This is a genomic window from Bacillus fonticola, assembly GCF_012955605.1.
GTDB lineage: Bacteria > Bacillota > Bacilli > Bacillales > JC228 > Bacillus_CG > Bacillus_CG fonticola.
The window spans coordinates 602,714-627,005 of sequence record NZ_CP052135.1 but is presented as its reverse complement, the minus strand read 5'-3'; the positions used below and the strand labels follow the sequence as shown (position 1 = coordinate 627,005).

Here is a 24,292-nt window from a genome sequence, read left to right as displayed (position 1 = left end):
CCTCTAATGCCAGTTGTAGTACTCTACGAACAAGAACAACCTTCACGTCTCACCGATAGCTTACTTCATAACCACGTGGAGTACTTGCGAACACTCGCACGACACGGATGGTTGCAAACCTGTGGACCTTTTTCTTCTACAGATGGTGCCTTTTTACTACTCACTGTCGACAATGATGACGTAGCTCGTCAACTCGTGGAAGACGATCCGTTTCTTATGACCGGTTACTACCGTTCTTATCAGATTTTGCCGTACCGAGAAGCAACTGAAATTCTCCATCCTGCAAAATAGCTCCTGAAATTAACAAAAAACATTCATGAGCTCCACACTCAACCTATGTATGGAAATCGGACACAAAGCAGTCTAGTTTTGATCAAGGCGGTGTGAGCAGAGCCCCATGTATGGGGTGTGACCTATGCGAAGTTTTACTCTAATAGACTAAATGAACATGATTAGAACTCGGCATCGCTCCGCCCCTTTTCCACAATAAAAAACCTAGAACGGGTGTAGTCCCACTCTAGGTTCATCTCACTTATTTCACTAAATCGGTCGGTCGAACTTTATCCATTTGTACAAAAACATCGAGGTGACGATACAAATTCTCAAACTCCACTGGAACTAGACCGCCGTATTCCCCGTCTAAATTCAATTGCATTTTTTGTTGAGAATGCACTTTGATTCGATTGGCTTTCGTATAGATCACGTGCTTCTCGCCGATATGTTCTCCGCGTAAAGCTAGTGAAGCTATGCGGATAAACTCTGCCAAGTTTGTCTTCTTCAAGATAAGCATCGTAAACATGCCATCGTTAATCGACGCATCTGGTGCAAGCCGTTCAAATCCACCCACAGAATTTGTATTCGCTATGAGGAAGAGCATGATTTCCCCTGCAAACATTTTTCCGTCATACTCTATTTCTACTTCGGTTGCCTTAATAGAAGGCAGCATTTCCATTCCTTTAATGTAGTAAGCCAGTTGACCGAGCATGGTTTTCAGCTTACTCGGCACTTCGTATGTGAGCTCAGTTAGCCGACCGCCACCGGCAATATTCATGAAGTATTTATCGTTGCTTCTCCCGATATCGACAGGTAAAGTATCGCCTTTTACAATAATATCGACTGCTTGATCAATAGAGCGTGGAATGTGAAGTGCACGTGCAAAATCGTTCGTTGTCCCCATAGGAATAACGCCTAGCTTAGGACGGTAAGGCTTCTCTGCAAGCCCATTGACGACTTCGTTAATCGTTCCGTCTCCTCCAGCAGCGACGACGACATCATACTCACGTTCAACTGCCGTTTCTGCGGCCTTAATAGCGTCGCCCTCTCCAGTTGTCGCGTGACATGATGTTTCGTATCCAGCCATCTCTAATCGCTGTAACACTTCGGGGAGGTGCTTGCGAAACGCTTCTCTCCCTGACGTTGGATTGTATATAATTCGTGCCCGTTTCATGTTCATCATCCTACTACTGTGATTGGTTCGGATCGTTAACCTCGATCAACACCGGGTTCCGGATTCGAAGATTGACTCTCTAGTCCATTGACCGTTCGTGTATCAAACATCAGGATGCTAGGCTAAGAAAAAATGCAACCTCCTGTTGACGCCCGAATTCATAACGTAGAAATTGTACATGGAATGGCGCTACTTTACAAGTACCTTCCAAACTTTTGTCATAAGTGAACAGTGCGCAAACGGGGTTAGTTTACTCGTTCCTCCATGACAAACCAAAAGCGATGAGAAGTCATTCGAAGGACTCCCCCTTAGAAAACTGTTCCTCTACACATTCGCTTTATGAAGTCCGTTTTCCTTCAATGTCATCATGATATGGTAAGCGACTTCCTCCCATAATGCAGAATCTGTGCGGAAGCGATCAACCAACTTCTCATGAAATTTCTTTTGTGCGTCAGCAAAATCCTCATGATCTTTCGGTGGTAGCTCCCTATAGCAAAAGCTCGATCATCTCAAACATTTCTTCACTCGTCACGCTTCCATCTTCATCTATATCCGTTAGTTGAAGTCTGTGATAGTATCCATCAGACTCCCATATAGCGCATCTTTCCTTGTTACTGTTGTTTTGAAAAGCAACAAATCGATTTCTGTCTAACGAGACGATCACGGCATCTTCACCATCATTACATACGGCCTTTTCTGATATTTGGTACACCAGTTCATCTTGCTTTAGATGATCCCTCGTTGTGATTTGATACGGAACCAAGCTTGGTATGGCACTCGCAGCAGATTCTCCAACCCCGATCGTCCCAAGTTCCACATGAAAGCGCGTACTCATCGCGATGCGTGAAACCCTTTGCTCGAAAACTTCCTCCATCGTACTATTCTGGGGGAAGAAATTGGTTGAGACTTTTCTATGTAACGACTCTCTGTTCCACTCTTCGCGGATGACGACGAGTAGCAACAACATACAACATACAGTCATGACAACGGTGACGTTTCGTTTTGTACTTCTCGACGTTTCCGACATGATGTCCTCTCTTTCCGCAGCCAACTTCCATTTCTCGACAAGATCCGACTAATTTCTATCTCCATTATACTCTGTCTATCTTTTGTTGTCTTAAAATACAAAACTCTTTAAAATAGTAGTATAAAGAATTGACGAAAGGAGTGACTTTCTTGCATATAGGCAAAAGAATCTCTTATTACCGCAAAAGAGATCAGCTTTCCCTACAAGAATTGAGCAAAGGAATTATATCTGCCACGCATTTGAGTAACATTGAATTGGGGCGCTTCCAACCTTCCGAAGAGACACTGCTCCTACTTGCCGAACGTCTTCATTTGCCTTCTGATTACGTTTTACGGCACTATCAACGCGATGCAAAATGGGATGAGCAATTCGCCCAATGGAAGCATCACTTGTTTTTTGATATAGATGCATTAGAGAAATCCTACGCTTCTTTACCTGATCCTTTATACATTCCACACATCGAGCAGGAGATTATTTATGTGTTATTAAAGATGTCGTACTGTATGAAAAAAAATCTCCCTTATGAAGACGCTTGGGAACAAGTGCAGCACTATATTTCATCAGAAGACGAGCTTCCCCTTAGCCTCGTACACGAAATATATGTGTATGCTCTAGGGCTACACTCTTTTCACCGTCAGCAGTGGGACAAAAGTATTTATTACTTTGAACAATTCCTTGGCTACAAACAATCGAGTCCTGTCATCGCTTCCATTCACTTTAATTACGCCCTACTGTACCGTGCTTCACATAAACCGTTTAAAGCGAAGAGGGCTGCTAATGAGGCGATGCATAAATACTTATTCGAGCATCAATGGAAGAAGCTTGCTGAAACATATAACTTGCTAGGCGCCTTAGCCATTGAAACAGAAGAGTGGGATGAATCTTTGTCCTATTTATCAAAAGCACAAGAGTTAGCTACTCAACAGGAGCTACCCCTTTTACTAGCTCGTGTTCATCACAACATCGGACTTGTTCAAAAATCTCAAGAAGCGCACGACCTCGCGATGGCCTCATTCCAAAAGTCGATCCAGCTCCGGAATGAGCACGAGCTCGGTGGGCAGCTCCTCTCTTATCGCTCACTATTAGATGCATGCGTCTCGTTAAAGGATCTCAACCGATTTCAACAATTCATGCAAGAGGCTGCTTCGTTTGTTTTATCTGATGATGACCGCATGCAGCTCCAATACTTTTGTGCAAAATGGAAGCATGACTGCGAGCAGGCGGAGGATTCAATAGAAGAATACGAAACTGTACTACACCATTTACTACGTCAAAATAAGTGGAGCTTGGCTGAAGGGATGGCAGCGACAATTGCAGAATATTATTTTGAAAAGAGGCGTTACAAAAAAGCTGCAGAATATTTTGCCCAAGAATTAAAGATCCGCGATGCCATTCAGAAAGGAGGATGACATTTTTGAAAAAACTACTACGCACAGGGCTACTTATCGCTGCCTTGCTCATGTCCATCTATGCTCCCATCACTGTACTAGCGGACCCAGGCAATGAGACGGATGTCGACGATCCCCAGATCAATGAACCTGTAGATGAGAAAGAAAGGCTGTCGAGTTAACTCGACAGCCTCTTTTTATCTTTTATTCATTTCTTCCACCAACAACTTATTGACCATCGGTGGATTCGCTTGTCCTTTTGTCGCTTTCATAATTTGACCGACTAAGAAACCAAGCGCACGATCTTTTCCACCTTTGAAATCTTCGATGGATTGCGGGTTTTGATCGAGAATTTCCGTTACAATCCTCAAAAGCTCTCCCTCGTCGGAAATTTGCACAAGTCCTTGGTCTTTCACGATTTGCTCTGGATCTCCGCCTTTTTCAATTAACTCTTTAAATACTTTCTTCGCAATTTTTGAAGAGATCGTACCTTCTTCGATGAGCTTCACTAAGCCTGCTAAGCCTTGCGGAGTCATAGCTACGTCAGCTAATTCCTTTTGCTGAGCGTTTAGGTACGCATTTACTTCACCCATGAGCCAGTTGGACGCTTGCTTTGCTTCTGCACCCGCCGCAACAGCCTCTTCAAAGAAGTCGGACATCTCTTTTGTTAACGTGAGTACTTTCGCATCGTATGCAGGTAATCCGAGTTCAGATACGTAACGAGCGCGACGTGAGTCTGGAAGCTCAGGGATGCTATTACGTACACGTTCCTTCCACTCATCATCAATGTGAAGCGCGACCAAGTCTGGTTCCGGGAAGTAACGATAGTCATCAGAGCCTTCTTTTACACGCATAAGAATCGTATCACCTGTTGACTCATCAAAGCGACGCGTTTCTTGCTCAATGATACCGCCAGACAGCAACACTCTCTCTTGACGTTTTTCCTCGAACTCCAACCCTTTTTTGACAAAATTGAACGAGTTTAAGTTTTTGAGCTCCGCTTTCGTTCCAAATTCTTCTTGTCCTAATGGGCGCAAGGAAATGTTCGCATCACAACGTAAACTTCCTTCTTCCATTTTACAATCGGAAACGCCCGTATATTGGATGATCGATTTTAACTTCTCCAGATACGCATAGGCCTCTTCAGGGGTGCGAATGTCTGGCTCAGAAACAATCTCAATGAGCGGTGTACCTTGTCTGTTGAAGTCAACTAAGGAATGCCCCCCACCAACGTGGTTCAGCTTCCCAGCGTCTTCTTCTAGATGAAGGCGCGTAATACCGATTCGCTTCGTTACACCAGCAACCTCAATTTCAATCCAACCGTTTTCTCCGATCGGTTTATCAAACTGCGAAATTTGATACGCTTTCGGATTGTCCGGATAAAAGTAGTTCTTTCGGTCAAATTTCGTATCTGTTGCGATTTCACAGTTTAATGCCAACGCAGCTTTCATACCGAATTCGACTGCCTGCTTGTTTAGCACAGGCAACACACCCGGATAGCCTAAATCGACGACGTTCGTGTTTGTATTCGGTTCAGCCCCAAAATGGTTCGGACTTGAAGAGAAAATTTTAGATTCTGTTTTCAATTCTACGTGTACTTCCAAGCCAATAATCGTTTCAAAGTTCATCTCATTTCACCTCGTTTCGTTACAGAGCAGGACGCTCTTTGTGGAAGTCTGTTGCTTGTTCGAACGCGTGCGCCACGCGGTAGACAGTTTGTTCGTCAAAGTGCTTACCGATAATTTGCAAGCCAAGTGGCAATCCGTTTGAGAATCCACACGGGACTGAAATGCCTGGAACACCAGCCAAGTTGACTGGAATCGTTAAAATATCATTCGCATACATCGTTAGCGGATCTGACGCCTTTTCTCCTACCTTAAAGGCTGGAGTCGGTGTTGTCGGTCCGATGATGACGTCGTACTTTTCAAAGACGTTTTCAAAATCTTGCTTAATAAGCGTACGAGCTTGTTGGGCTTTTTTGTAATAGGCATCATAATAACCAGAGCTCAAAGCAAACGTTCCAAGCATAATTCGGCGTTTTACCTCGTCTCCAAACCCTTCCGCTCGCGTTTTTTTGTACAGATCCACTAAATTCTCAGCGTTTGGCGAACGATAGCCGTATCGAACACCATCAAAGCGGGCCAAGTTGGCAGACGCCTCACTGGACGCAAGCAAGTAGTAGGTAGCTAGTCCATATTTAGAGTGAGGGAGGGATACTTCTTCCCAGGTCGCGCCGAGTTTCTCTAGCGTTTTTAAAGCGTCCAAAACAGACTGCTTCGCTTCCGCCGAAACTCCTTCACCGAGATACTCTTTCGGCACACCAATTTTAAGCCCCTTCACATCACCAGTGAGGCTTTCTGTGTACTTCGGCACGTCCAAATTTGCTGACGTAGAGTCCATTGGGTCAAGTCCTGAAATCGCTTCAAGTATGTAAGCATTGTCTTCTACTGTACGAGTTAGCGGTCCAATTTGATCTAATGAAGAAGCAAAGGCGACCAAGCCGTATCGAGACACACGACCGTACGTAGGCTTTAGTCCGACCACACCACAAAAGGCTGCTGGTTGACGGATAGACCCTCCTGTATCACTTCCGAGTGCATAAGGAACCTCTCCCGCAGCTACTGCCGCCGCAGATCCACCAGAAGAGCCACCAGGTACTGTATCTAAATTCCATGGGTTGCGCGTTTTTTGAAATCCAGAGTTCTCTGTCGATGACCCCATCGCAAACTCATCCATGTTCAATTTGCCGACAGGAATCATCCCTTGTGCGTACAACTTCTCCATTACAGTTGCATCGTACACAGGATTGAAGTTGTCTAAAATTTTACTCGAACACGTTGTGCGTAATCCTTTTGTGACAATGTTATCTTTAATTCCGATCGGTAATCCAGCTAAAGCAGTTGTTGGCTTTGCCTCACCCGCTGCCTTCATTGCACGCTCTTCATCTAAAGTCAAAAATGCTTGTACTTTGTCGTCGACTTCTTGAATTCGTTTAAATGAAGCGCCAACAAGATCACTCGCTGTCACTTCACCTGTTTTTAATTTATCGTGCAATTCGCGAATGGAATGCGAAAGTAAACTCATGAATCGTTCCTCCTATTCCAACACACTTGGCACACGAATTTGTCCTTGTTCGTGGTCTGGTGCGTTCTGTAACACTTCTTCTTGACTGAGCGCTCGCTTCGGATGATCTTCTCTCATGACATTCGTCATAGGTAGTACATGGCTCGTTGGTTCTACACCCTCTGTATCCAATTCATTTAGTTGTTCAGCAAAGCCAATAATTGCATCAAGCTGAGTCGTGAACGTTTGCGCTTCCTCTTCAGTCATATCAAGGCGGGCTAAATGGGCTACGTGCTTGACTTGTTCAATGGAAATTCTCGACATCTATTCCTTCACCTCCATGAGGGTCTCATACGTATTGCAATACCTTTGATAATAGCAGATTTCCCCAAAGTGAAGCAATGCTTTGGCTAACTGGCACTACTTTAAATGAGAAATTAGGAATCCTTTGCGACACATAATAGAAAGATTCTAAGGGGACACTGGTAATATGAAAACAAATAAGTTTCTATTTGTCTTGTTTCTCTTGTCAATGGGACTTGTGTTAGTCGCCTGTCAAAATAACGAAGCTAGACCCGCCGAACAACTTGAAAATACAGGATATGTGGAGACCAATGAGGGTCCCATCCAGCTTCAATATGGTACTGGCGATGTACAAAATCAGCATAATAACAGTCGCATCGTACCAAATGAGGACATTCTCGATCCGAACACAAAGGGACCGATCCCCGATTTAATGGATGGTGAAGAGAGCCAATACGGTGTGAATGGGTATCGTAATTCACCGCGCAGGCCCAATGAAGCCAGACAACAAAAGGAAGCCACTCAATCAAATCAAGTTCAAAAACCTAACAGAAATGAAGGAGAACAAGCGAGTGAAGGAACTGTTTCTCAACTAGAGCGGCAAGTGGTTGAGCTGACCAATGCTGAACGAGAAAAAAATGGGATACAGCCTCTTAAAATGAACGCGAAGCTGGCAAACGTTGCCAAGGTAAAATCACAAGACATGAGTGACAACAATTACTTTAGTCACAATAGCCCTCAGTATGGCGATCCTTTTGAAATGATGCAGCAGTTTAACGTGGACTACTCTAGCGCTGCTGAAAACATTGCAGCAGGACAAACATCGGCAGAGCAAGTCGTTTCACAATGGATGAACTCAGAGGGACATCGTAAAAACATTTTAAACGAAAAGTTTACTGAAATCGGAGTTGGGCACGTGGAAGGAGGTTCACACGGGGCGTACTTCACCCAAATGTTTCGAACTCCATAACGCCAAAAAGGATGGTGAACCAGTCGCTGGCTCACCACCCTTTTCATCGTTTATTCTGTTTTTGCATCAGGATCGTACGCGACTGCCCTGTCAAAGTCGTTTTGAATATCTTCTCCAGGACGTCCTGTTAACTTACTCACGATAATAATAGCGAGTAGTGACAAGATAAAGCCTGGAACTATTTCATATAGTTTGGCTGCCGGCGCCCAAATAGCACTAGCCACATCGACCCATGTAAAGACGACGAGTGAGCCGACGACTAAACCTGCTAATATTCCCCATTGGTTTGTACCTCTCCAATAAAGAGAAAGTAATATCGCCGGACCGAACGCTGCTCCGAAGCCTGCCCATGCGTACGCCACTAAGTCTAGGACGGATGTTTCTCCATTCTGGGCTCCCATCGCTAGCAAAATAGCCACAATAGCGATAACAAGCACGCCAATTCGACCGATCCAAACCAATTCCTTCTGGCTAGCGTTTGGACGAACGACAGGATATAAATCTTCTGCCAATGCACTTGAGGAGACGAGTAGCTGAGAGTCAATGGTACTCATAATTGCCGACAAAATAGCTGCTAACAAAATACCCGAAACTATTGGGTTAAATAATACATCTGATAGCAAAATAAATACTTTTTCGCTATTATCCATATCACCCGCGATTAATGGGTCACCTGCAAAGTACGCAATTCCTATAAACCCTACCAAAACTGCCCCAGCCATAGAGATAGCCATCCAGCTCATCCCAATGCGACGGGCTGCAGGAATTTGTTTCACAGACTTAATTCCCATAAAACGTACAATGATGTGCGGCTGCCCGAAATACCCAAGTCCCCACGCAGCGAGCGAGATAATTCCGATGGTAGTCATATTATAAAATGGATCAAAATATCCAGGGTCCACGGCACCCACTTGCGATGTTACTTCAGACCAGCCACCCAGTTCAACAATGGTGACAATCGGTACCACAACAAGTGCAAGGAACATAAGCAATCCTTGAACAAAATCTGTCCAACTTACCGCCAAATAACCTCCAAGGAAGGTGTAAGAAACGATCACGATCGCTCCAATCAGAAGGGCTTGCATGTAATCTAAACCAAAGCTCTCCTGGAACAAAATTGCTCCAGCGACAAGTCCACTAGATACATAGAACGTGAAGAAAACTAAAATAATAAGTGCAGATACAACACGTAACAGACTTGATTTGTCACGGAATCTACTTTGGAGGAAATCTGGTATCGTAATGGCGTCATCCGCTACTTCCGTGTACGAACGGAGACGTGGCGCTACGATTCTCCAATTGACATACGCACCAATAAGAAGTCCAACACTCATCCAAATCGAACTAACCCCTGTCGCATAAGCAAGACCTGGCAAACCGAGTAAGAGCCACGAGCTCATATCAGAAGCGCCTGCACTCAAAGCAGTAACGGCAGGTCCTGTACTCCGGCCACCTAACACATAGTCTGATAAGTTACTAGTTAACTTGTAGGCCACTAAACCAATAATTAACATTCCTACTAAATACACAATAAACGTCACTAAAGTAGCAGTTTCCATAAATTAGTTGCATTCCCCTTTCTGAATCTAACACTAGTATACAAAACTTACATAAAATTATGCAGAACTTCCCCATATTCCAGATTACTTATGAGCCTATGACTCTGACGACACGATGATAATCATAACATACATTATATTTTACAACAAATAGAATATTCAGTCAAAATTACTAAAATGAATAATTATTCAATACTCATGTATATCAAGTCCCGTATGAACGAAATACTCAATATGTATACACGGAAATTTATAAAATTAAGGTGCACGTCACAGGAAACTATCTTGACTTTTACAGTAGGGGGAGTTTGAAAAACAAAGTCGAATTGGGTTTTTCAGTCACACGAAAAAACAAGCGAGTTGAGCCCGCTTGTTTTTTGTATCTTAAATTTATTGTGGTAAAGGGGCGGAGTTACGCAGACGCCTAAAATCATATGATGTATCCTTTTAAAAAAACAACTTCGGATGTACCGCCGAAAGAAGAAAAGCCCAAAACTGAACCCAAAAAACGCGGTCGAAAACCGAAGGCAGAGCGTGAGCAGTGGATCGGAGCATTCCTCTCTGAGTCTGAGCATTCCTCCCTGAGTCTGAGTATTCCTCTCTGAGTCTGAGCATCCCTCCCTGAGTCTGAGCATTCCTCCCTAAGTCTGAGCATTCCTCTCTGAGTCTGAGCATTCCTCCCTAAGTCTGAGCATTCCTCCCTGAGTCTGAGCATTCCTCCCTGAGTCTGAGTATTCCTCTCTGAGTCTGAGCATCCCTCCCTGAGTCTGAGCATTCCTCCCTAAGTCTGAGCATTCCTCTCTGAGTCTGAGCATTCCTCCCTAAGTCTGAGCATTCCTCCCTGAGTCTGAGCATTCCTCTCTGAGTCTGAGCATCCCTCTCTGAGTCTGAGCATTCCTCTCTGAGTCTGAGCATTCCTCCCTGAGTCTGAGCATCCCACTCTAAGTCTGAGCATTCCTCTCTGAGTCTGAGCATCCCACTCTAAGTCTGAGCATTTCATCTGACTGTCGGCACATCGAGTCAATACATACTACAGACCCTTTTCTCATTGGGTAGTCTGAACGATGGAAAGGCAGCGATCCCACTATTAAAGGGGATTCATGTACGTCTCGCTCTTCCGACATTACGCTATCAGACCATGGACGCCGGCTATGATTATGACCCTATTTATGAACAAGTACATCGAATGGGGCATCAGTCCATCATTGCGTATAACAAGCGAAATGAGCCAGAATCAGTAGGTTTTAATAAACACTATGCGCCTACCTGCTTACGGGAGCACTCGTATCGCTATGACAGTTTTGATGCCAAATACGAGACACTGAAATACACTCGTCCTAAAGAGTGTGTAGACTGCCCTTTAGCCAACGAAGACGTGTGCCAAAAAGTATATAAAGTCAAAATCACCAACGACCTACGGAGATATACAGCGCCCGCTCGTGGATCAAAAGCTTGGAAAAAGTTGTTCAAACGCCGTTCAGCTGTTGAACGAGTCAATGCTTACTTAAAGGAATACTTTCAACTCAACAACGTTCGTCACCGGACTGGAAAACGCGCCAAAGTTCATTTTGACTTTGTGACCTTAGTTTATAATGCTTCAAAATTAGCTGCTGATCGTATCCATGCCTTATTCAATCGACAACAAGTTGCCTAAACTATAGGCTGTGTTCATGCTCAATCTTCATTTGTAAACCGTTGATTGGAGCGACGAGGAGGCTCACTGCCCGCCCGCGGAAAGCGTCCGCCTGTAGCGGAAATCAACAACCTTGTTCAAGCGGTACGAATCAAGAAAATTTTTAAGTAACTACTATTCTGCTGGTCTGTGTATTTTTAAAAAGAGCAATTATGAAATTGATTCAAACAGCCTAAAAAAACAACTTCGGATGTTGATTGATAAACTACATGGGGCTCCACTCGCACCGCCTTGATCACAACTCGACTGCTTTGTGACCCGTTTCCATGCATGGTTAAGTGCTCCGCTCATGAGTGTTTTCTGTGGTAAAGGAGCGGAATGTTTTATTTAGTATCGAAAGTATCCGGATTTGTACCCACACGATCATTTTTGTTTAGTCCATCAATGGCTGCTAAGTCTTCTGGGGACAGTTCAAAGTCAAAAATGTCTGCGTTTTCACTTATGCGGTGCGCCTTAACAGATTTTGGGATGGTGATGACACCTGTTTGTAAGTCCCAACGCAAAATGATTTGTGCCACTGATTTGCCGTACTTGTCAGCAATTTTTTGCAGTAGCGGATCTTGAAGAAGGTTTCCTTGCTTTAGCGGCGACCATGCCTCCAACTGGATATGATGTGTTTGGCAGAAATCCCGTAGTGGACGCTGTGACAAATGTGGGTGAAATTCTACTTGATTCACCATAGGCACGATCTCAGCATCCTCCATCAAATCTTCTAAATGATGTACATGAAAATTGGAGACGCCGATTGCTCGTACTTTTCCGTCTTTATAGAGAGTTTCGAGTGCACGCCATGTGTCTTTGTATTTGCCTCTAACTGGCCAGTGAATTAAGTAAAGATCAATTACATCTAAACCTAACTTCTTCCGACTCTCCTCAAATGCTTGCAGTGTGCTTTCGTATCCTTGGTCATCGTTCCACACTTTTGTCGTAATGAATAGTTCATCGCGTGAGATTTCTGATTCACGAATAGCTTGTCCCACACCTTCTTCATTCCGATAAATAGCCGCTGTATCAATAGACTTGTACCCTGCTTCAATAGCTGCTTTTACAGAGGAGATCACCTCTTGTCCGTCTTCCACTTTAAATACACCTAATCCAAACCACGGCATTTCAACCCCGTTATGTAGGGTAGTTGTTGACTTCAAGTTTTCAAGTACTGGCATGTTCCTTCCCCCTTCAGAAAGATAGACATTCACAAATCTGACTTCAACCTCAATTAGATTCGCTACGTTCATCGTATTGTACGCTCTAAACCTAGTCAAGGTAAACGATCTTAAAGAAACTGTAGACTAGACAATCAGAAGTTACCTAAGAGCTTAGCTTCATTGTCTTGCATAGGATTGTCTAGCTCGTGATCGCTTTTTATGAGTTTGTCAGTTAGTGCTGTGATCGCCCCGTCCCCGGCTACGTTACACGCTGTTCCGAAGCTGTCTTGTGCCAAGTACAATGCGATCATTAAAGAGATCATCGTTGCGTTGAATCCAAGCATTGACTCCAAGAGCCCTAAGGATGCCATTACCCCTCCACCGGGAACTCCAGGAGCCGCTATCATCGTGACACCTAACATGAGAATAAACGGAAACAGAGCACCGAATGTTGCCGTTTCTCCCTGAATCATCATAACGGCCACAGCACAACTTACAATCGTAATTGTGCTACCTGATAAGTGAATATTCGCAAGTAGAGGAATGGAGAAATCGGCGATTCTTTCTCGTACTCCTAATTTTTTTGTTCGTTCTAACGTAACAGGAATGGTAGATGCCGAGGACTGAGTTCCAAGTGCCGTGAAGTAGGCAGGAAACATTGTCTTTATCATAGTCAATGGGTTTTGCTTGCTAACTGAACCTGCTACTGAATACTGAATAATGAGATATAAACTATGAAGAGCAATAATCATAATAAATACTTTAATAAAAACCGACATAATGACCCCAACTTGGCCACCATAAGTCATGTTTGCGAATATGCCAAAAATATGAAACGGGAGTAACGGAATGATTATTTTTTTGATGAGCTTCTCCACAATGGTTCTAAATTCATTCATGACATTTAGAAGGGTATCTCCTTTAGAAGTTGCCATTCCAAGTCCTAACGTAAAAGCAATGAATAATGCTGTCATAACTCCCATGACCGGAGGCATGTCTACTGTGAAAAATGCTTTTACCAATGACTCTTCTGGACTGTCAAAAGTCTGTGAAGATTGGTTCACAAGAATAAAAGAATAGAGGACTTGTGCTGTGAAAAACGCAAGTAGCCCAGCTAATACTGTCGAACTGTAAGCGATAAACGTAGTTAGTCCTAGAAGCCTTCCAGCACCTTTGCCCATCATTCCAATTCCAGGGGCAATAAATCCAATAATAATTAGTGGAATGGCAAACCCTAGGAAATTACCGAACAGGCCGTTGAATGTGGCAATCGCTTGGACTAACCAGCCTGGTGATACGTAACCAATAGCAATACCGAGCGCAATGGCTAAAAGAACTCTTGGTAGTAAGCCGAGTTTTCTCATCTTTTTTGTCCTCCCTGAGTAAACAGTTGTACATCATAGATGGATTATACTAAGGCTTTCTTGCTTTGTTAATAGCTTCGGGATAAGACAGAATAGTAAGATTACCAATAGAGGCCACAGATTGATCGCAGAAATGCAAAAAAAGGGCTAGGTTCAATTTACGCGAACCTAGCCCTTTTTTATTTTTACAGCATTTCCGATGTTGTTCTCGCTTGCATATGCAATAGGAGGTAGTCTGGACCGCCTGCTTTGGAGTCAGTTCCCGACATGTTGAATCCTCCGAACGGTTGGTAACCGACAATAGCGCCTGTGCAACCACGGTTAAAGTACAAGTTTCCGACCTGGAAGTCACGCTTAGCTTGATCGATCTTTTCACGATTGTTTGTAATGACAGCACCTGTTAGACCGTACTCGGTGTTGTTTGCAATTTCAAGTGCATGATCGTAATCTTTTGCTTTCGAGAATGCAACAACTGGTCCGAAGATCTCTTCCTGCATAAGACGCGCATCTGGTTCCATGTCAGCGAACACAGTCGGTTGCACGAACCAGCCTGTAGAGTCGTCACCTACTCCGCCAGCAACTAGTTTTCCTTCAGTCTTACCGATTTCAACGTAGCTCATAATCTTGTCGTACGCAGCTTGATCGATAACTGGTCCCATAAATTTTTCACGGTCTTCTGTGTTGCCGACAGTTAAGTCTTTTGTAAGCTCGATCACGCGTTCTAAAACTTGATCGTACACGTCTTCTACGACGACAGCACGGGAACAAGCAGAACATTTTTGACCAGAAAATCCGAATGCGCTTGCCACGATAGATTGTGCAGCAAGTTCTACATCACCTTCGTTGTCGACAACTATTGTATCTTTTCCGCCCATTTCTGCGATGACGCGTTTCAGCCATTTTTGACCTGGGTGTACTTTCGCTGCGCGTTCATAAATGCGAACACCGACATCACGAGACCCTGTGAAGCTAACGAAGCGCGTTTTCGGGTGGTCAACAAGATAATCCCCAATTTCTGAACCGCTACCAGGTACGTAGTTAAGAACACCTTTAGGTAAGCCAGCCTCTTCCATTACTTCAACAAACTTCGCTGCTACAACTGCTGTAGTAGATGCCGGTTTTAAAAGAACAGTATTACCAGACACAAGTGCTGCTACTGTTGTTCCAGCCATAATAGCAAATGCGAAGTTCCATGGGGAGATCACAATACCAACGCCTAGTGGAATGTAACCAAAACGGTTGCTTTCTCCTGGACGACTTTCCACAGGCATGCCGTCTTTCAAACGAATCATTTGACGTGCGTAATATTCAAGGAAGTCAATTGCTTCTGCAGTATCAGCATCTGCTTCATTCCAAGGCTTTCCTGCTTCACGAGTGAGTAGCGCAGAAAATTCATGTTTGCGGCGACGAATGATCGCCGATGCTCTAAACAAAATATCTGCACGAGATACAGGATCTGTTGTTCTCCAACTCTCAAACGCATCGAGAGCTACAGTCATGGCTTGCTCAGCATGCTCACGCGTAGCCTTCGATACACGACCAACTACTTGACTATGGTTCGCTGGGTTTACAGAAACGAGTTTGTCCTCGGTAGATACTCGCTCGCCACCAATAACGAGGTCATAATCTTTTCCTAAATACGCATCTACCGTTTTCAAACCTTCTTCATATGCTTTCTGATTCTCAAGATTAGAAAAATCCGTAAACGGTTCGTGTTGGTAAGGTTTTACCATGGCAAAGTCCTCCTTTGTTGTATACGTTTTCACCAATTCCTATTCTATCATGAAGCCTTTTTTTCTATCAAACAGAAAAGAAGAAGTGTGAGAAGTGAAAATATATATTAACCTCCACATTTTACCTCTTATAAAATATGAACATCCGTTTCTTCATTGTTTGTTTCTCTGACGATGATTGCCTCTGTTCCGGTAGAAGAAGTCACTTCAATTTGTACACTCAGTTCTGCTGGGAAGTATTGTGTGATCAATCCACTCACGTATTGTACAAATCCAATAGTTTCCGTTTTCCCGTAAAATTGAATGGGAATCTCAATATCTAATGATTGAAGTTGACCGTTTACAAAAAATCCTTGCCCGACCACCCCATAGAAATTAGGAAAGTATTCCTCGACAGCTTCTTTAAAACGATCATATTGGTTAGCTTGGTCACGGTATAAGTCTGTTGCTTCCGTGGATGGGAAAAGAATGTAGTCCTCATTCACCTCTTCCCAGTCTCCGAGCGTATTTCCTGATGCGTAACTATACATGAGTATATTTCCTGGGGTTACTGATGATCGTGCTTCTTGTTCGTACAGTGCAATAGTAATCGGCACGTTCGCTAGCTCCTCATCTTGTCTCATACGCTGAAGAACCTCACCGGCCATTCTCTTTCCTTCAGCCACCATAACATCTTGATTAATTTCAGTTTCGAATTGGGGTCCACCGATCTCTGTTTGGTAGTAATACACACTATTTAGTGCTAATCCCACAACAACCCCGCCAAGCTGTAATTGATCTTCTTCTTGCACCATGTAATTATGTTCTAAGAGTGAGGCTAGGTAAATAGGGCTTTCGGTGTTGGCCGCTTGTTGATCTTCTCGGCTCGCCTCACTTGAAACCCCTAGTGGTGGATTCAGTCCCGCTTCATTGTCTTCACTTTGTCTACCTAACCATGACAACACTTGTTCCCTCTTCAAGTACGTACCTTCTCGGAAAAAGTATTTGTCTGGAGTGAACTGTTTTTTCGCAATCCGTACTAAACTTTCCTCAAACTCGTCCATGTCTAATCGCGTATTCAGGTTAGAAACCGTTAGTCCGCGAACCTCTGAAGGTACAAAAGGGAGCACTGTACGATACTCTCCCTCTTCTGTTGTGTTACTTGGAATCAAGACTTCTTCTGTCGTATTGTCCGTTTCTTGAACGACATCCTCCCCTTCTTCTGAAAAGTTAGGGGAACAGCCGACTACAAACAAGAGACTAAGAAGACCTATGCCAACACGCTTTTTCATAGCTGTTGCACCTCTTATTTCTGTAATTCTTCTTTCAATCGTTCCTCATCCCAAATAGTGACTCCATAAGATTCCGCCTTATCCAACTTACTTCCAGCTTCCGCCCCTGCAACGAGCAAATCTGTCTTTTTACTTACACTTCCGGTCACTTGTCCACCACGGTCTTCAATCGCATCCTTCGCTTCTTGCCTAGTGAAATGTTCTAACTTTCCTGTTAGTACTACTGTCTTACCAGAAAAAAATGAGTCACTGTCTTCCACTGTAGCCCGGTTTGATCCTGTGTAAGTGAGATTCACACCTAGTGAACTCAACTCTTCCAGCAGTGTTTGTACTTCTTCATTGTCAAAGTATAACACAATTGCTTCGGCCATTTTTTTCCCAATTTCGCGAACAGAAACGAGTTGCTCGATCGTAGCACTCTGTAAGGCACTCATCGTTTTAAACTCTTCGGCAAGCAAGCGGGCAGCTTTACTCCCGACGTGACGAATCCCTAATCCGAACAACAAACGTTCTAATGAATTTGATTTCGATGATTCGATAGCTTCTAACAAGTTTTGCGCACTCTTCTCCCCCATCCGCTCAAGAGAGGTGAGCTGGTCTTTAGTAAGACGGTATAGGTCAGCAACATCTGCAATAAGCTGCTCATGGAACAGTTGTGTTATTACTTTTTCACCAAGTCCTTCGATGTTCATCGCATGCCTGGAAACAAAATGAATAAGCCCTTCGCGAAGTTGAGCTGGACATTTTGGATTCAGACATCGCAGAGCGACTTCCTCATCAAGATGTACGAGCTCACTTCCACACTCTGGACAGTGAGTAGGCATAGAAAATGGCTGTTCTTCACCAGTCCGCTCTGACTCGACTACCCCGACAACCTCAGGAATAATGTCACCAGCTTTTTTGACAATGACCCGATCACCAATGCGAATATCTCTTTCCTTAATTAGATCTTCATTGTGTAGTGACGCACGTTGCACGGTTGTGCCCGCCACTTGAACAGGTTCTAATAAAGCTATTGGGGTAACAGCACCCGTCCGACCGACGTTTAATTCAATCTCAATTAATCTTGTCACGACTTCCTCCGCTGGAAACTTATAAGCAATTGCCCAACGAGGACTTTTCACCGTTGTGCCTAATTCTTCCTGTTGGACAAGGCTATCCACCTTAATGACGATTCCGTCGATATCGTAAGGTAGTGAAGCTCTCTTCTCCATCCACTCGTTTACATACGAAATCACGTCATCAATAGAAGCACATCGCACCCGATTGCCATTTGTTTTAAAGCCAAGGTTGTCTAAATAGTCTAACCCATCTGCTTGAGTAGCCACATCCAATTCACCAAGATCTGCAATCGAATAAATAAAAATGTCAAGGTTTCGAGAAGCGGCCATTTTCGTATCTAGTTGACGGAGTGAACCAGCTGCAGCGTTTCGCGGATTGGCAAAAGGCTCTTCTCCACGTTCAATCTTCGCCTCATTTAGTGCTTTAAAGCTACGCTGAGGCATAAATGCTTCTCCACGCACCTCCAAAGAAACCGGCTCCCTTAAGCGCAGCGGTAGTGAACGAATCGTACGCAGGTTTTCGGTAATATCCTCACCGGTCTCACCGTCGCCACGAGTCGCCCCCCTCTGAAAAGAGCCGTTTTCGTATCGTAAATTCACTGCTAGCCCATCAATTTTCAACTCACATACGTACGCTACGTTGTCCCCAACTTGTCCACGAACACGCCGATCAAAGTCACGCAGATCTTCCTCATTAAATGCATTGCCCAAGCTCAGCATCGGTGTCTTGTGTTGAACTTTATTAAATGCGTCAAGCACGATACCGCCCACACGTTGTGAAGGAGAGTCCATCGTTTTCAAGGATGGATACTCTCTCTCCAACTCCTCTAGTTCCTTCAATCGAGCGTCATACTCGCTATCCGGCACGAGAGGGTCGTCCTTTACAAAATACGCAAAATTATATTCATTAAGAAGATCGTGCAGCTCTTCTACTCGTTGCTTCGCTTGTTGCTCGTCCACTTCGGTCACTCGCTTTCTTCCGCTTATCCATTCAAACTACAATTGTTTTTCAATCGGGGCAAACGCGGCCAACAATCGCTTCACCCCACTGTTCGGAAAGGCAATCTCCACTTCTTGTTGATCTCCCTCGCCCTTTACGTTCACAACAGTTCCAACGCCCCATTTTTTATGGAGTGCTTTATCACCCAGCTGCCACGAGCCAGCTGTATTCTTCTTCGGTGTCATCACTGGTTGTTTTCTTGTTGCCATCTCGTGTCGTTTTGGCTGAACCGAACGTGCGTTAGACATTGCCTCTCCCTCAATTTCAAGCAAATCTGAAGGAATTTCGTTTAGGAAGCGAGAAGGGGCATTGATCTTTGTTTGTCCAAAAAGCGTGCGTGATTCCGCATTCGATAGAAATAATTTCTTCTCTGCCCGCGTAATGCCCACATACGCAAGGCGGCGTTCTTCTTCCATCTCTGTATCTTCCATAAGTGCACGACTATGCGGAAAAATACTTTCTTCCATACCGACAAGAAAGACAACGGGAAATTCGAGACCTTTTGCAGAGTGGAGTGTCATCATTGTGATCGCCTCTTGTGTCTCTTCTTCATCTTTATTAATGTCTGCAACTAGCGCGAGATCCGTAAGGAAAGTAATTAACGATTTGTCCTCTTCGTTCTGCTCTTCGAATGCTTTTGTCACAGATAGAAATTCTTCCATATTCTCTAGTCGAGATTGTGCTTCTAACGACTTTTCTTGCTTGAGTGCATTTTCATAACCAGAGCGTTCCATCACTTGTTCCGTTAATTCAGTGACGGACAAATACTCTTGCATTTGAGAAAAGTGACGAATGAGATCGCGGAATTCATCAATAGCGTTCCCTATTTTCCCACTTAAACCAATTTGAGAACGTTCTGCCAAAGCTGCGTATAGAGATAATTCATGCTCGGAGGCGTACTGTCGAATCTTGTCCAACGTCCCTGCTCCAATTCCCCGCTTAGGTACATTAATAATGCGTTCCAAACTAATATCGTCAGCAGGATTACTAATAAGCCGTAAATAAGCTAACAAGTCTTTAATTTCTTTTCGATCGTAGAACTTCATGCCGCCAACGACGTTATATGGGGTGTTTGTCATGAGGAACGTGTCCTCTAAAATTCGCGATTGGGCGTTTGTTCGATATAGAACAGCTATATCCGTATACGTAAAGCCTTGCAGTAATAACTCTTGAATTTTCCCTACGACATACTGGGCCTCGGCTCTTTCATTGAAGCTTTTACAATACGTGATCGTTTGGCCTTCATCGTTATCCGTCCATAAATTTTTCGGTTTTCGATTTGAATTGTTTGCAATCACTTCATTGGCTGCACGCAAAATCCGCTTAGTAGAGCGATAGTTTTGTTCGAGTAAAATCGTTTTTGCAGACGGATAGTCCTTTTCAAACGAGAGAATGTTCGCGATATCTGCGCCACGCCATTTGTAAATTGACTGGTCTGAATCACCGACCACACATAGGTTCTCGTATTTAGACGCCATTTTTTTGACGAGCATATATTGAGCCCGATTTGTATCTTGATACTCATCCACGTGAATGTATTGAAATTTTCGTTGATAGTATTCCAACACTTCAGGCACTCTGTCGAACAGGATTAATGTCATCATGATTAGGTCATCAAAATCTAGAGCATGGTTTTGTCTTAGCTGTTTTTGATATTGCTTGTACACGTCCGCGACCAGTTGCTGGTAGTAATCTCCTGCCTGTTTCTCCACATCTTCAGGGGTTTGTAGCTCATTTTTTGCTTGCGAGATGCTTCCAAGCAAGCTTCTAGGATCAAACTTCTTTGGATCAATGTTCTTCGCTTTTAAAATATTTTTAATTACCGAGCGCTGATCTGTCGTATCCAAAATCGTGAAGTTTCGATTGTATCCAATCCGGTCGATGTCACGGCGCAGAATTCGCACACACATCGAGTGAAACGTGGAAATCCACATATCGTCAGCAGAATTTCCCATTAGCTTACCGATACGCTCTCTCATTTCACGGGCTGCTTTGTTCGTAAAGGTAATCGCTAAAATATTGTACGGATTGACCATCTTTTCCACGAGCAAATAAGCCATGCGGTGCGTCAGTACTCGCGTTTTTCCACTACCTGCTCCTGCCATGATTAACAACGGACCTTCAGTTGTTTGAACGGCACGCTGCTGTTCTGGATTCAACCCATCTACCAATCGTTTCTTTAAGAATTCCATTATAACTACACACCTTTTCCGAACATTTGTTCTATTTAGTATATCTTGTTCAACTCGAATTTGCAACGAATATTGTTACACAGGCTTGGCCACTTCACGCGCCGCTTTTACCGTTGACAGCGCCAATTTTACATTTGTATATAAAGCGTTTCCTACGACGATGACATGCGATCTGGCTGCCATTTCTCGAGCTTGTGCTGCCGTTTCAATGCCCCCTCCGTAAAAAACAGTCGCATGTTCGACCTTCTCTGTTACACGTTTTACCAATTCAGGGTCTCCGTAAGTACCCGAATATTCTAGGTACACAACTGGAAGACGAAACAACTGGTCGGCAAGCTGGGCATACGAAACCACTTCTTCAATCGTTTTAGGTATTACCGCTTCTGTTCGGAGTGCTGCTTTGCACTCAGGGTTCAAAATACAATAGCCTTCTGCAACTAGATCATCCCACGGAATATAGTCACCATATGCTCCAATCGCCTCATGGTGCAGGCCCACAATCCACTCGCGTTTTTTGCTATTTAACACACTCGGAATAAAATACCCATCAAATCCTGGTGTGATCGACTCAAGGTTGGACACTTCTAACACACAAGGTACTGCATAACGACGCAAACGTGATAACAGATCTAGCGTCAGATCGAGCGTCACACCGTCTGTCCCTCCGACCATGATAGCATCAGTACCTGACATGCACACTGCCTCGAGTAAAGTATCGTCGTTTTCTTTATTCGGGTCTAGCTTAAACAAGTGACGCCACTCGTGAATTTCTTTCATCTTGCTCCTCCTAGCCCAGTCAACTCTTTCTCAACAAGAGTATAGCAGATTTTCATGTATTCTTTTTGCTTAGTTTTTGTTAATGAATCCATTTCATAATTGCTCTTTTTAAAAGGATGTTTTCTAAAAGATTGTTGCTTTTTAATGAAATCTCATTACACAGTAGCTATATGATGCGACATACTGCTGTGTTGATTTCCGCTGCAGGCGGACGCTTTCCGCGGGGCGGGCGGTGAGCCTCCTCGGCGCAAGCGCCTGTGGGGTCTCACCTGTCCCGCTGATCCCGCAGGAGTCGCCGCCTTCTGCTCCAATCAACGAACAGATGGCGAGTCAAACCTAGCGGAGGAAATACACGTAGACTCCTGCGGGAAAGCGAAGATGGTGAAGAGGAGGAAAGGCTAAGAGCGCCACGTCCTGTGGCAACGCCTTTCTGACCCACGTCCTGTGGGCCTCCGCGGAAAGCGAAGTGTATTTCCGCAGCGTATTCTAGCAGTTTCTTCATTACGTCGCATCATGAGATTACTGTATAGTGAAAACAACAAAGGATACGAAAGAGCCTTTTAAAGTACACAGACCAGCAGAATAGTAGTTGCTTAAAAATTTTCTTATAATAGAAAATGCAACAAAAAAACTGCAACCCATTACTTCCGGCTACAGATATAGTTGATTGAATAAGGTATGATACGGTCAGCAGCTAATTTTGACGCATTCTAATCAATCGCTGAAATAATCTTTTGATAACGTTGGGGAGGTTCCATCTCGTATAATACTTGGAGGCTAAACAAGCTCTCTTGTCGTATACTAACCATTGGAAGTTCCTCCAGTCTTTTGGTTCGTGCTTCTTACCATGATACAGGACTTGGGGGGTACTCCTTTTTTTGTGCCTGAAAACCCTTGTGTCGCAGGGGCTCAGATGTATGAAATTCATTCAGTTTTTATTTTCTTCTCCTTGGAATACTCGGAGGTGGCTGTGGTTCAAATGATTTTAACTGATCATCCGCAGTAAGAATTTCTACTGCAGCCCCTGTCTTTGCGTGGTAATTAGCTACCTCTCTTATAGTGGAATTTCCAATAGATAGATTGTGTTTGGCGTCTTCAGGGAATCGCTCTGCCAATTGAATTAGTCCCTTGTCATCCCAAAGTACTTCTGGCTCCAAAAATGCTGCCCAGGGTGTAGAACGTTGTGCAGTTTTCCTCAAATATGGAGGAAAAGTTTTTGGCAACTTCGTATTTAAGCCTCTTCTAATTTACCTTCACTTGAAATTTTACCAATCTTTCCATAAGACATTAACTTAGGCAGCCCTTTGACATCTTCTAAAAGAGTAAGTTGGCTATAGCCTTTAGTTTCATGGCGATGTGCAATAATTACAAATGGCACCATTTCTGGACCTAATTCATCTAACAACGAAGGGTTGTGAGTTGTTACCAGCACATCGATTTCTCGTTCTCTTCCTAAATCTCTTAATGTATTTAAAAGTAGTTGCGATCTTGAAGGATGAAGACCATTATCCACTTCTTCTATTATAATTTGGGATCTTCGTGGCCTTGTTAAAAGTGCAGTCAGGATGGCAAAGAAACGTAATGTACCATCTGACATCCCTCTTGCATCCATAGAAAGCGGTTTTTCTCCCCACTTCTCTTGGCAATATAGCATGGCATCACGCTGAAAATCACCAACTGGATTCGCATATACTCGTTCAATATCTCTTTCTGGTTTTGTTACTGTTGGACCTCTGACGAACATTTGTCCACTTTTCATAAAAAGTTTTACTACACTAATCATATTGAACAAATTCCATTTAACAAACCCGAAATCCTTCTCTTCAAACCTTTTTTGTAAGATGTAAACTTACTCAGCACTCTAGAGACTATAAATACCGAAAAAAGGGTCCCTATTTTCAGGAACCCTTTTAGCTGTAACCTTATATACGAGGCATTTTTCTATATTACAATTACCATTATCCTTTAGAAATAGAGGAACCCTCCACTGATGCTTCCTGCTTACTCTCTTGAACCCGGGCTAATGCCATTACGTAAGCATCATTCCCATAGTTCAAACAACGCTTTACTCGAGAGATAGTTGCTGTACTCGCGCCTGTCTCTGTTTCAATTTTATGATAGGTGTTACCATCTTTTAGCATCCGGGCCACTTCTAAGCGTTGGGCAAGTGATTGAATCTCATTCACTGTACATAAGTCATCAAAAAAACGATAACACTCATCCATATTTTGTAGAGAAAGAACTGCTTCGAATAATTGATCAAGTTCTTTTCCTCTCAGTTTCTCAATTTGCATGGTCA

At 43.7% G+C, this 24,292-nt stretch carries 20 protein-coding genes and 1 pseudogene; 5 read left to right on the top strand and 16 right to left on the bottom strand.

The genetic code is table 11. The annotated features are described in order from the left end of the window. Window positions 1-6 precede the first annotated feature (6 nt). A complete protein-coding gene (locus tag HHK01_RS03040; RefSeq protein WP_170006365.1) occupies window positions 7-291 on the top strand; it encodes a YciI family protein in 285 nt (94 codons plus the stop codon). A 241-nt stretch (window positions 292-532) separates the two neighbouring features. On the opposite strand, the gene HHK01_RS03035 is transcribed toward HHK01_RS03040, so the two are convergent. Both HHK01_RS03035 and HHK01_RS03030 read right to left on the bottom strand, forming a co-directional pair. Beyond that, the gene (locus HHK01_RS03035) at window positions 533-1,447 is read right to left on the bottom strand and encodes a diacylglycerol kinase (RefSeq protein WP_170006364.1); all 915 of its coding nucleotides are present in this window, start codon (window positions 1,445-1,447) and stop codon (window positions 533-535) included. A 487-nt stretch (window positions 1,448-1,934) separates the two neighbouring features. Then, on the bottom strand, window positions 1,935-2,474 hold the full coding sequence (locus HHK01_RS03030; protein WP_170006363.1) for a tudor domain-containing protein: 540 nt from the start codon (window positions 2,472-2,474) through the stop codon (window positions 1,935-1,937). Window positions 2,475-2,623: 149 nt separating this feature from the next. Between HHK01_RS03030 and HHK01_RS03025 the strand changes: the two genes are divergently transcribed. Continuing rightward, window positions 2,624-3,883, top strand: a complete 1,260-nt coding sequence (locus tag HHK01_RS03025; protein ID WP_170006362.1) for a helix-turn-helix transcriptional regulator — start codon at window positions 2,624-2,626, stop codon at window positions 3,881-3,883. Between the two features lie 5 nt (window positions 3,884-3,888). Then, window positions 3,889-4,044: a hypothetical protein gene (locus HHK01_RS03020; protein ID WP_170006361.1), complete on the top strand. Its 156-nt coding sequence runs from the start codon at window positions 3,889-3,891 to the stop codon at window positions 4,042-4,044. Between the two features lie 15 nt (window positions 4,045-4,059). Here HHK01_RS03020 and gatB read toward each other — a convergent pair whose 3' ends face one another. From gatB to gatC, 3 genes are read right to left on the bottom strand one after another with little or no spacing between them, the layout of a single operon-like run. Further along, a complete protein-coding gene (gene gatB, locus HHK01_RS03015; RefSeq protein ID WP_170006360.1) occupies window positions 4,060-5,490 on the bottom strand; it encodes an Asp-tRNA(Asn)/Glu-tRNA(Gln) amidotransferase subunit GatB in 1,431 nt (476 codons plus the stop codon). 19 nt (window positions 5,491-5,509) lie between these two features. Further along, complete coding sequence (gatA, locus tag HHK01_RS03010; RefSeq protein WP_170006359.1) at window positions 5,510-6,946, bottom strand: Asp-tRNA(Asn)/Glu-tRNA(Gln) amidotransferase subunit GatA; 1,437 nt, start codon at window positions 6,944-6,946, stop codon at window positions 5,510-5,512. A gap of 12 nt (window positions 6,947-6,958) precedes the next feature. After that, window positions 6,959-7,249: an Asp-tRNA(Asn)/Glu-tRNA(Gln) amidotransferase subunit GatC gene (gatC, locus tag HHK01_RS03005; protein ID WP_170006358.1), complete on the bottom strand. Its 291-nt coding sequence runs from the start codon at window positions 7,247-7,249 to the stop codon at window positions 6,959-6,961. A gap of 166 nt (window positions 7,250-7,415) precedes the next feature. Between gatC and HHK01_RS03000 the strand changes: the two genes are divergently transcribed. Then, on the top strand, window positions 7,416-8,198 hold the full coding sequence (locus HHK01_RS03000; RefSeq protein WP_170006357.1) for a CAP domain-containing protein: 783 nt from the start codon (window positions 7,416-7,418) through the stop codon (window positions 8,196-8,198). Between the two features lie 50 nt (window positions 8,199-8,248). Here HHK01_RS03000 and putP read toward each other — a convergent pair whose 3' ends face one another. Further along, entirely contained in the window at window positions 8,249-9,757 is a 1,509-nt protein-coding gene (putP, locus tag HHK01_RS02995; RefSeq protein ID WP_170006356.1) for a sodium/proline symporter PutP, read from the bottom strand. A gap of 997 nt (window positions 9,758-10,754) precedes the next feature. Here putP and HHK01_RS02990 point away from each other — a divergent pair. Continuing rightward, a pseudogene (locus HHK01_RS02990) lies at window positions 10,755-11,411 on the top strand (transposase); the annotation flags it as partial. A gap of 362 nt (window positions 11,412-11,773) precedes the next feature. Here HHK01_RS02990 and HHK01_RS02985 read toward each other — a convergent pair. From HHK01_RS02985 to HHK01_RS02940, 10 genes are all read right to left on the bottom strand, one after another. Further along, window positions 11,774-12,613, bottom strand: coding sequence for an aldo/keto reductase (locus HHK01_RS02985; protein WP_170006355.1), 840 nt, complete (start codon window positions 12,611-12,613; stop codon window positions 11,774-11,776). Between the two features lie 134 nt (window positions 12,614-12,747). Then, a complete protein-coding gene (locus HHK01_RS02980) occupies window positions 12,748-13,959 on the bottom strand; it encodes a dicarboxylate/amino acid:cation symporter (RefSeq protein ID WP_170006354.1) in 1,212 nt (403 codons plus the stop codon). Between the two features lie 185 nt (window positions 13,960-14,144). Next, window positions 14,145-15,692: an L-glutamate gamma-semialdehyde dehydrogenase gene (gene pruA / locus HHK01_RS02975; RefSeq protein ID WP_170006353.1), complete on the bottom strand. Its 1,548-nt coding sequence runs from the start codon at window positions 15,690-15,692 to the stop codon at window positions 14,145-14,147. Between the two features lie 128 nt (window positions 15,693-15,820). Next, window positions 15,821-16,963, bottom strand: coding sequence for a CamS family sex pheromone protein (locus HHK01_RS02970; protein WP_170006352.1), 1,143 nt, complete (start codon window positions 16,961-16,963; stop codon window positions 15,821-15,823). Window positions 16,964-16,977: 14 nt separating this feature from the next. After that, window positions 16,978-18,984: an NAD-dependent DNA ligase LigA gene (gene ligA / locus HHK01_RS02965; RefSeq protein ID WP_170008632.1), complete on the bottom strand. Its 2,007-nt coding sequence runs from the start codon at window positions 18,982-18,984 to the stop codon at window positions 16,978-16,980. Window positions 18,985-19,020: 36 nt separating this feature from the next. Beyond that, window positions 19,021-21,216, bottom strand: coding sequence for a DNA helicase PcrA (gene pcrA, locus HHK01_RS02960; RefSeq protein ID WP_170006351.1), 2,196 nt, complete (start codon window positions 21,214-21,216; stop codon window positions 19,021-19,023). 75 nt (window positions 21,217-21,291) lie between these two features. Continuing rightward, a complete protein-coding gene (gene pcrB, locus HHK01_RS02955; protein ID WP_170006350.1) occupies window positions 21,292-21,993 on the bottom strand; it encodes a heptaprenylglyceryl phosphate synthase in 702 nt (233 codons plus the stop codon). A 935-nt stretch (window positions 21,994-22,928) separates the two neighbouring features. Further along, window positions 22,929-23,192, bottom strand: a complete 264-nt coding sequence (locus HHK01_RS02950) for a hypothetical protein (RefSeq protein WP_228027635.1) — start codon at window positions 23,190-23,192, stop codon at window positions 22,929-22,931. 32 nt (window positions 23,193-23,224) lie between these two features. Further along, complete coding sequence (locus HHK01_RS02945) at window positions 23,225-23,776, bottom strand: AAA family ATPase (protein WP_170006348.1); 552 nt, start codon at window positions 23,774-23,776, stop codon at window positions 23,225-23,227. A gap of 175 nt (window positions 23,777-23,951) precedes the next feature. Then, on the bottom strand, window positions 23,952-24,287 hold the full coding sequence (locus tag HHK01_RS02940) for a YerC/YecD family TrpR-related protein (protein WP_170006347.1): 336 nt from the start codon (window positions 24,285-24,287) through the stop codon (window positions 23,952-23,954). Between the last annotated feature and the right edge of the window lie 5 nt (window positions 24,288-24,292).

Bases quoted from the DNA above. Each gene is read 5' to 3' on its own strand.
- HHK01_RS03040 (WP_170006365.1), top strand. From the start codon at position 7: ATGCCAGTTGTAGTACTCTACGAACAAGAACAACCTTCACGTCTCACC.
- HHK01_RS03035 (WP_170006364.1), bottom strand. From the start codon at position 1,447: ATGAAACGGGCACGAATTATATACAATCCAACGTCAGGGAGAGAAGCG.
- HHK01_RS03030 (WP_170006363.1), bottom strand. From the start codon at position 2,474: ATGTCGGAAACGTCGAGAAGTACAAAACGAAACGTCACCGTTGTCATG.
- gatB (WP_170006360.1), bottom strand. From the start codon at position 5,490: ATGAACTTTGAAACGATTATTGGCTTGGAAGTACACGTAGAATTGAAA.
- gatA (WP_170006359.1), bottom strand. From the start codon at position 6,946: ATGAGTTTACTTTCGCATTCCATTCGCGAATTGCACGATAAATTAAAA.
- gatC (WP_170006358.1), bottom strand. From the start codon at position 7,249: ATGTCGAGAATTTCCATTGAACAAGTCAAGCACGTAGCCCATTTAGCC.
- HHK01_RS03000 (WP_170006357.1), top strand. From the start codon at position 7,416: ATGAAAACAAATAAGTTTCTATTTGTCTTGTTTCTCTTGTCAATGGGA.
- putP (WP_170006356.1), bottom strand. From the start codon at position 9,757: ATGGAAACTGCTACTTTAGTGACGTTTATTGTGTATTTAGTAGGAATG.
- HHK01_RS02985 (WP_170006355.1), bottom strand. From the start codon at position 12,613: ATGCCAGTACTTGAAAACTTGAAGTCAACAACTACCCTACATAACGGG.
- HHK01_RS02980 (WP_170006354.1), bottom strand. From the start codon at position 13,959: ATGAGAAAACTCGGCTTACTACCAAGAGTTCTTTTAGCCATTGCGCTC.
- pruA (WP_170006353.1), bottom strand. From the start codon at position 15,692: ATGGTAAAACCTTACCAACACGAACCGTTTACGGATTTTTCTAATCTT.
- HHK01_RS02970 (WP_170006352.1), bottom strand. From the start codon at position 16,963: ATGAAAAAGCGTGTTGGCATAGGTCTTCTTAGTCTCTTGTTTGTAGTC.
- pcrA (WP_170006351.1), bottom strand. From the start codon at position 21,216: ATGGAATTCTTAAAGAAACGATTGGTAGATGGGTTGAATCCAGAACAG.
- pcrB (WP_170006350.1), bottom strand. From the start codon at position 21,993: ATGAAAGAAATTCACGAGTGGCGTCACTTGTTTAAGCTAGACCCGAAT.
- HHK01_RS02945 (WP_170006348.1), bottom strand. From the start codon at position 23,776: ATGATTAGTGTAGTAAAACTTTTTATGAAAAGTGGACAAATGTTCGTC.
- HHK01_RS02940 (WP_170006347.1), bottom strand. From the start codon at position 24,287: ATGCAAATTGAGAAACTGAGAGGAAAAGAACTTGATCAATTATTCGAA.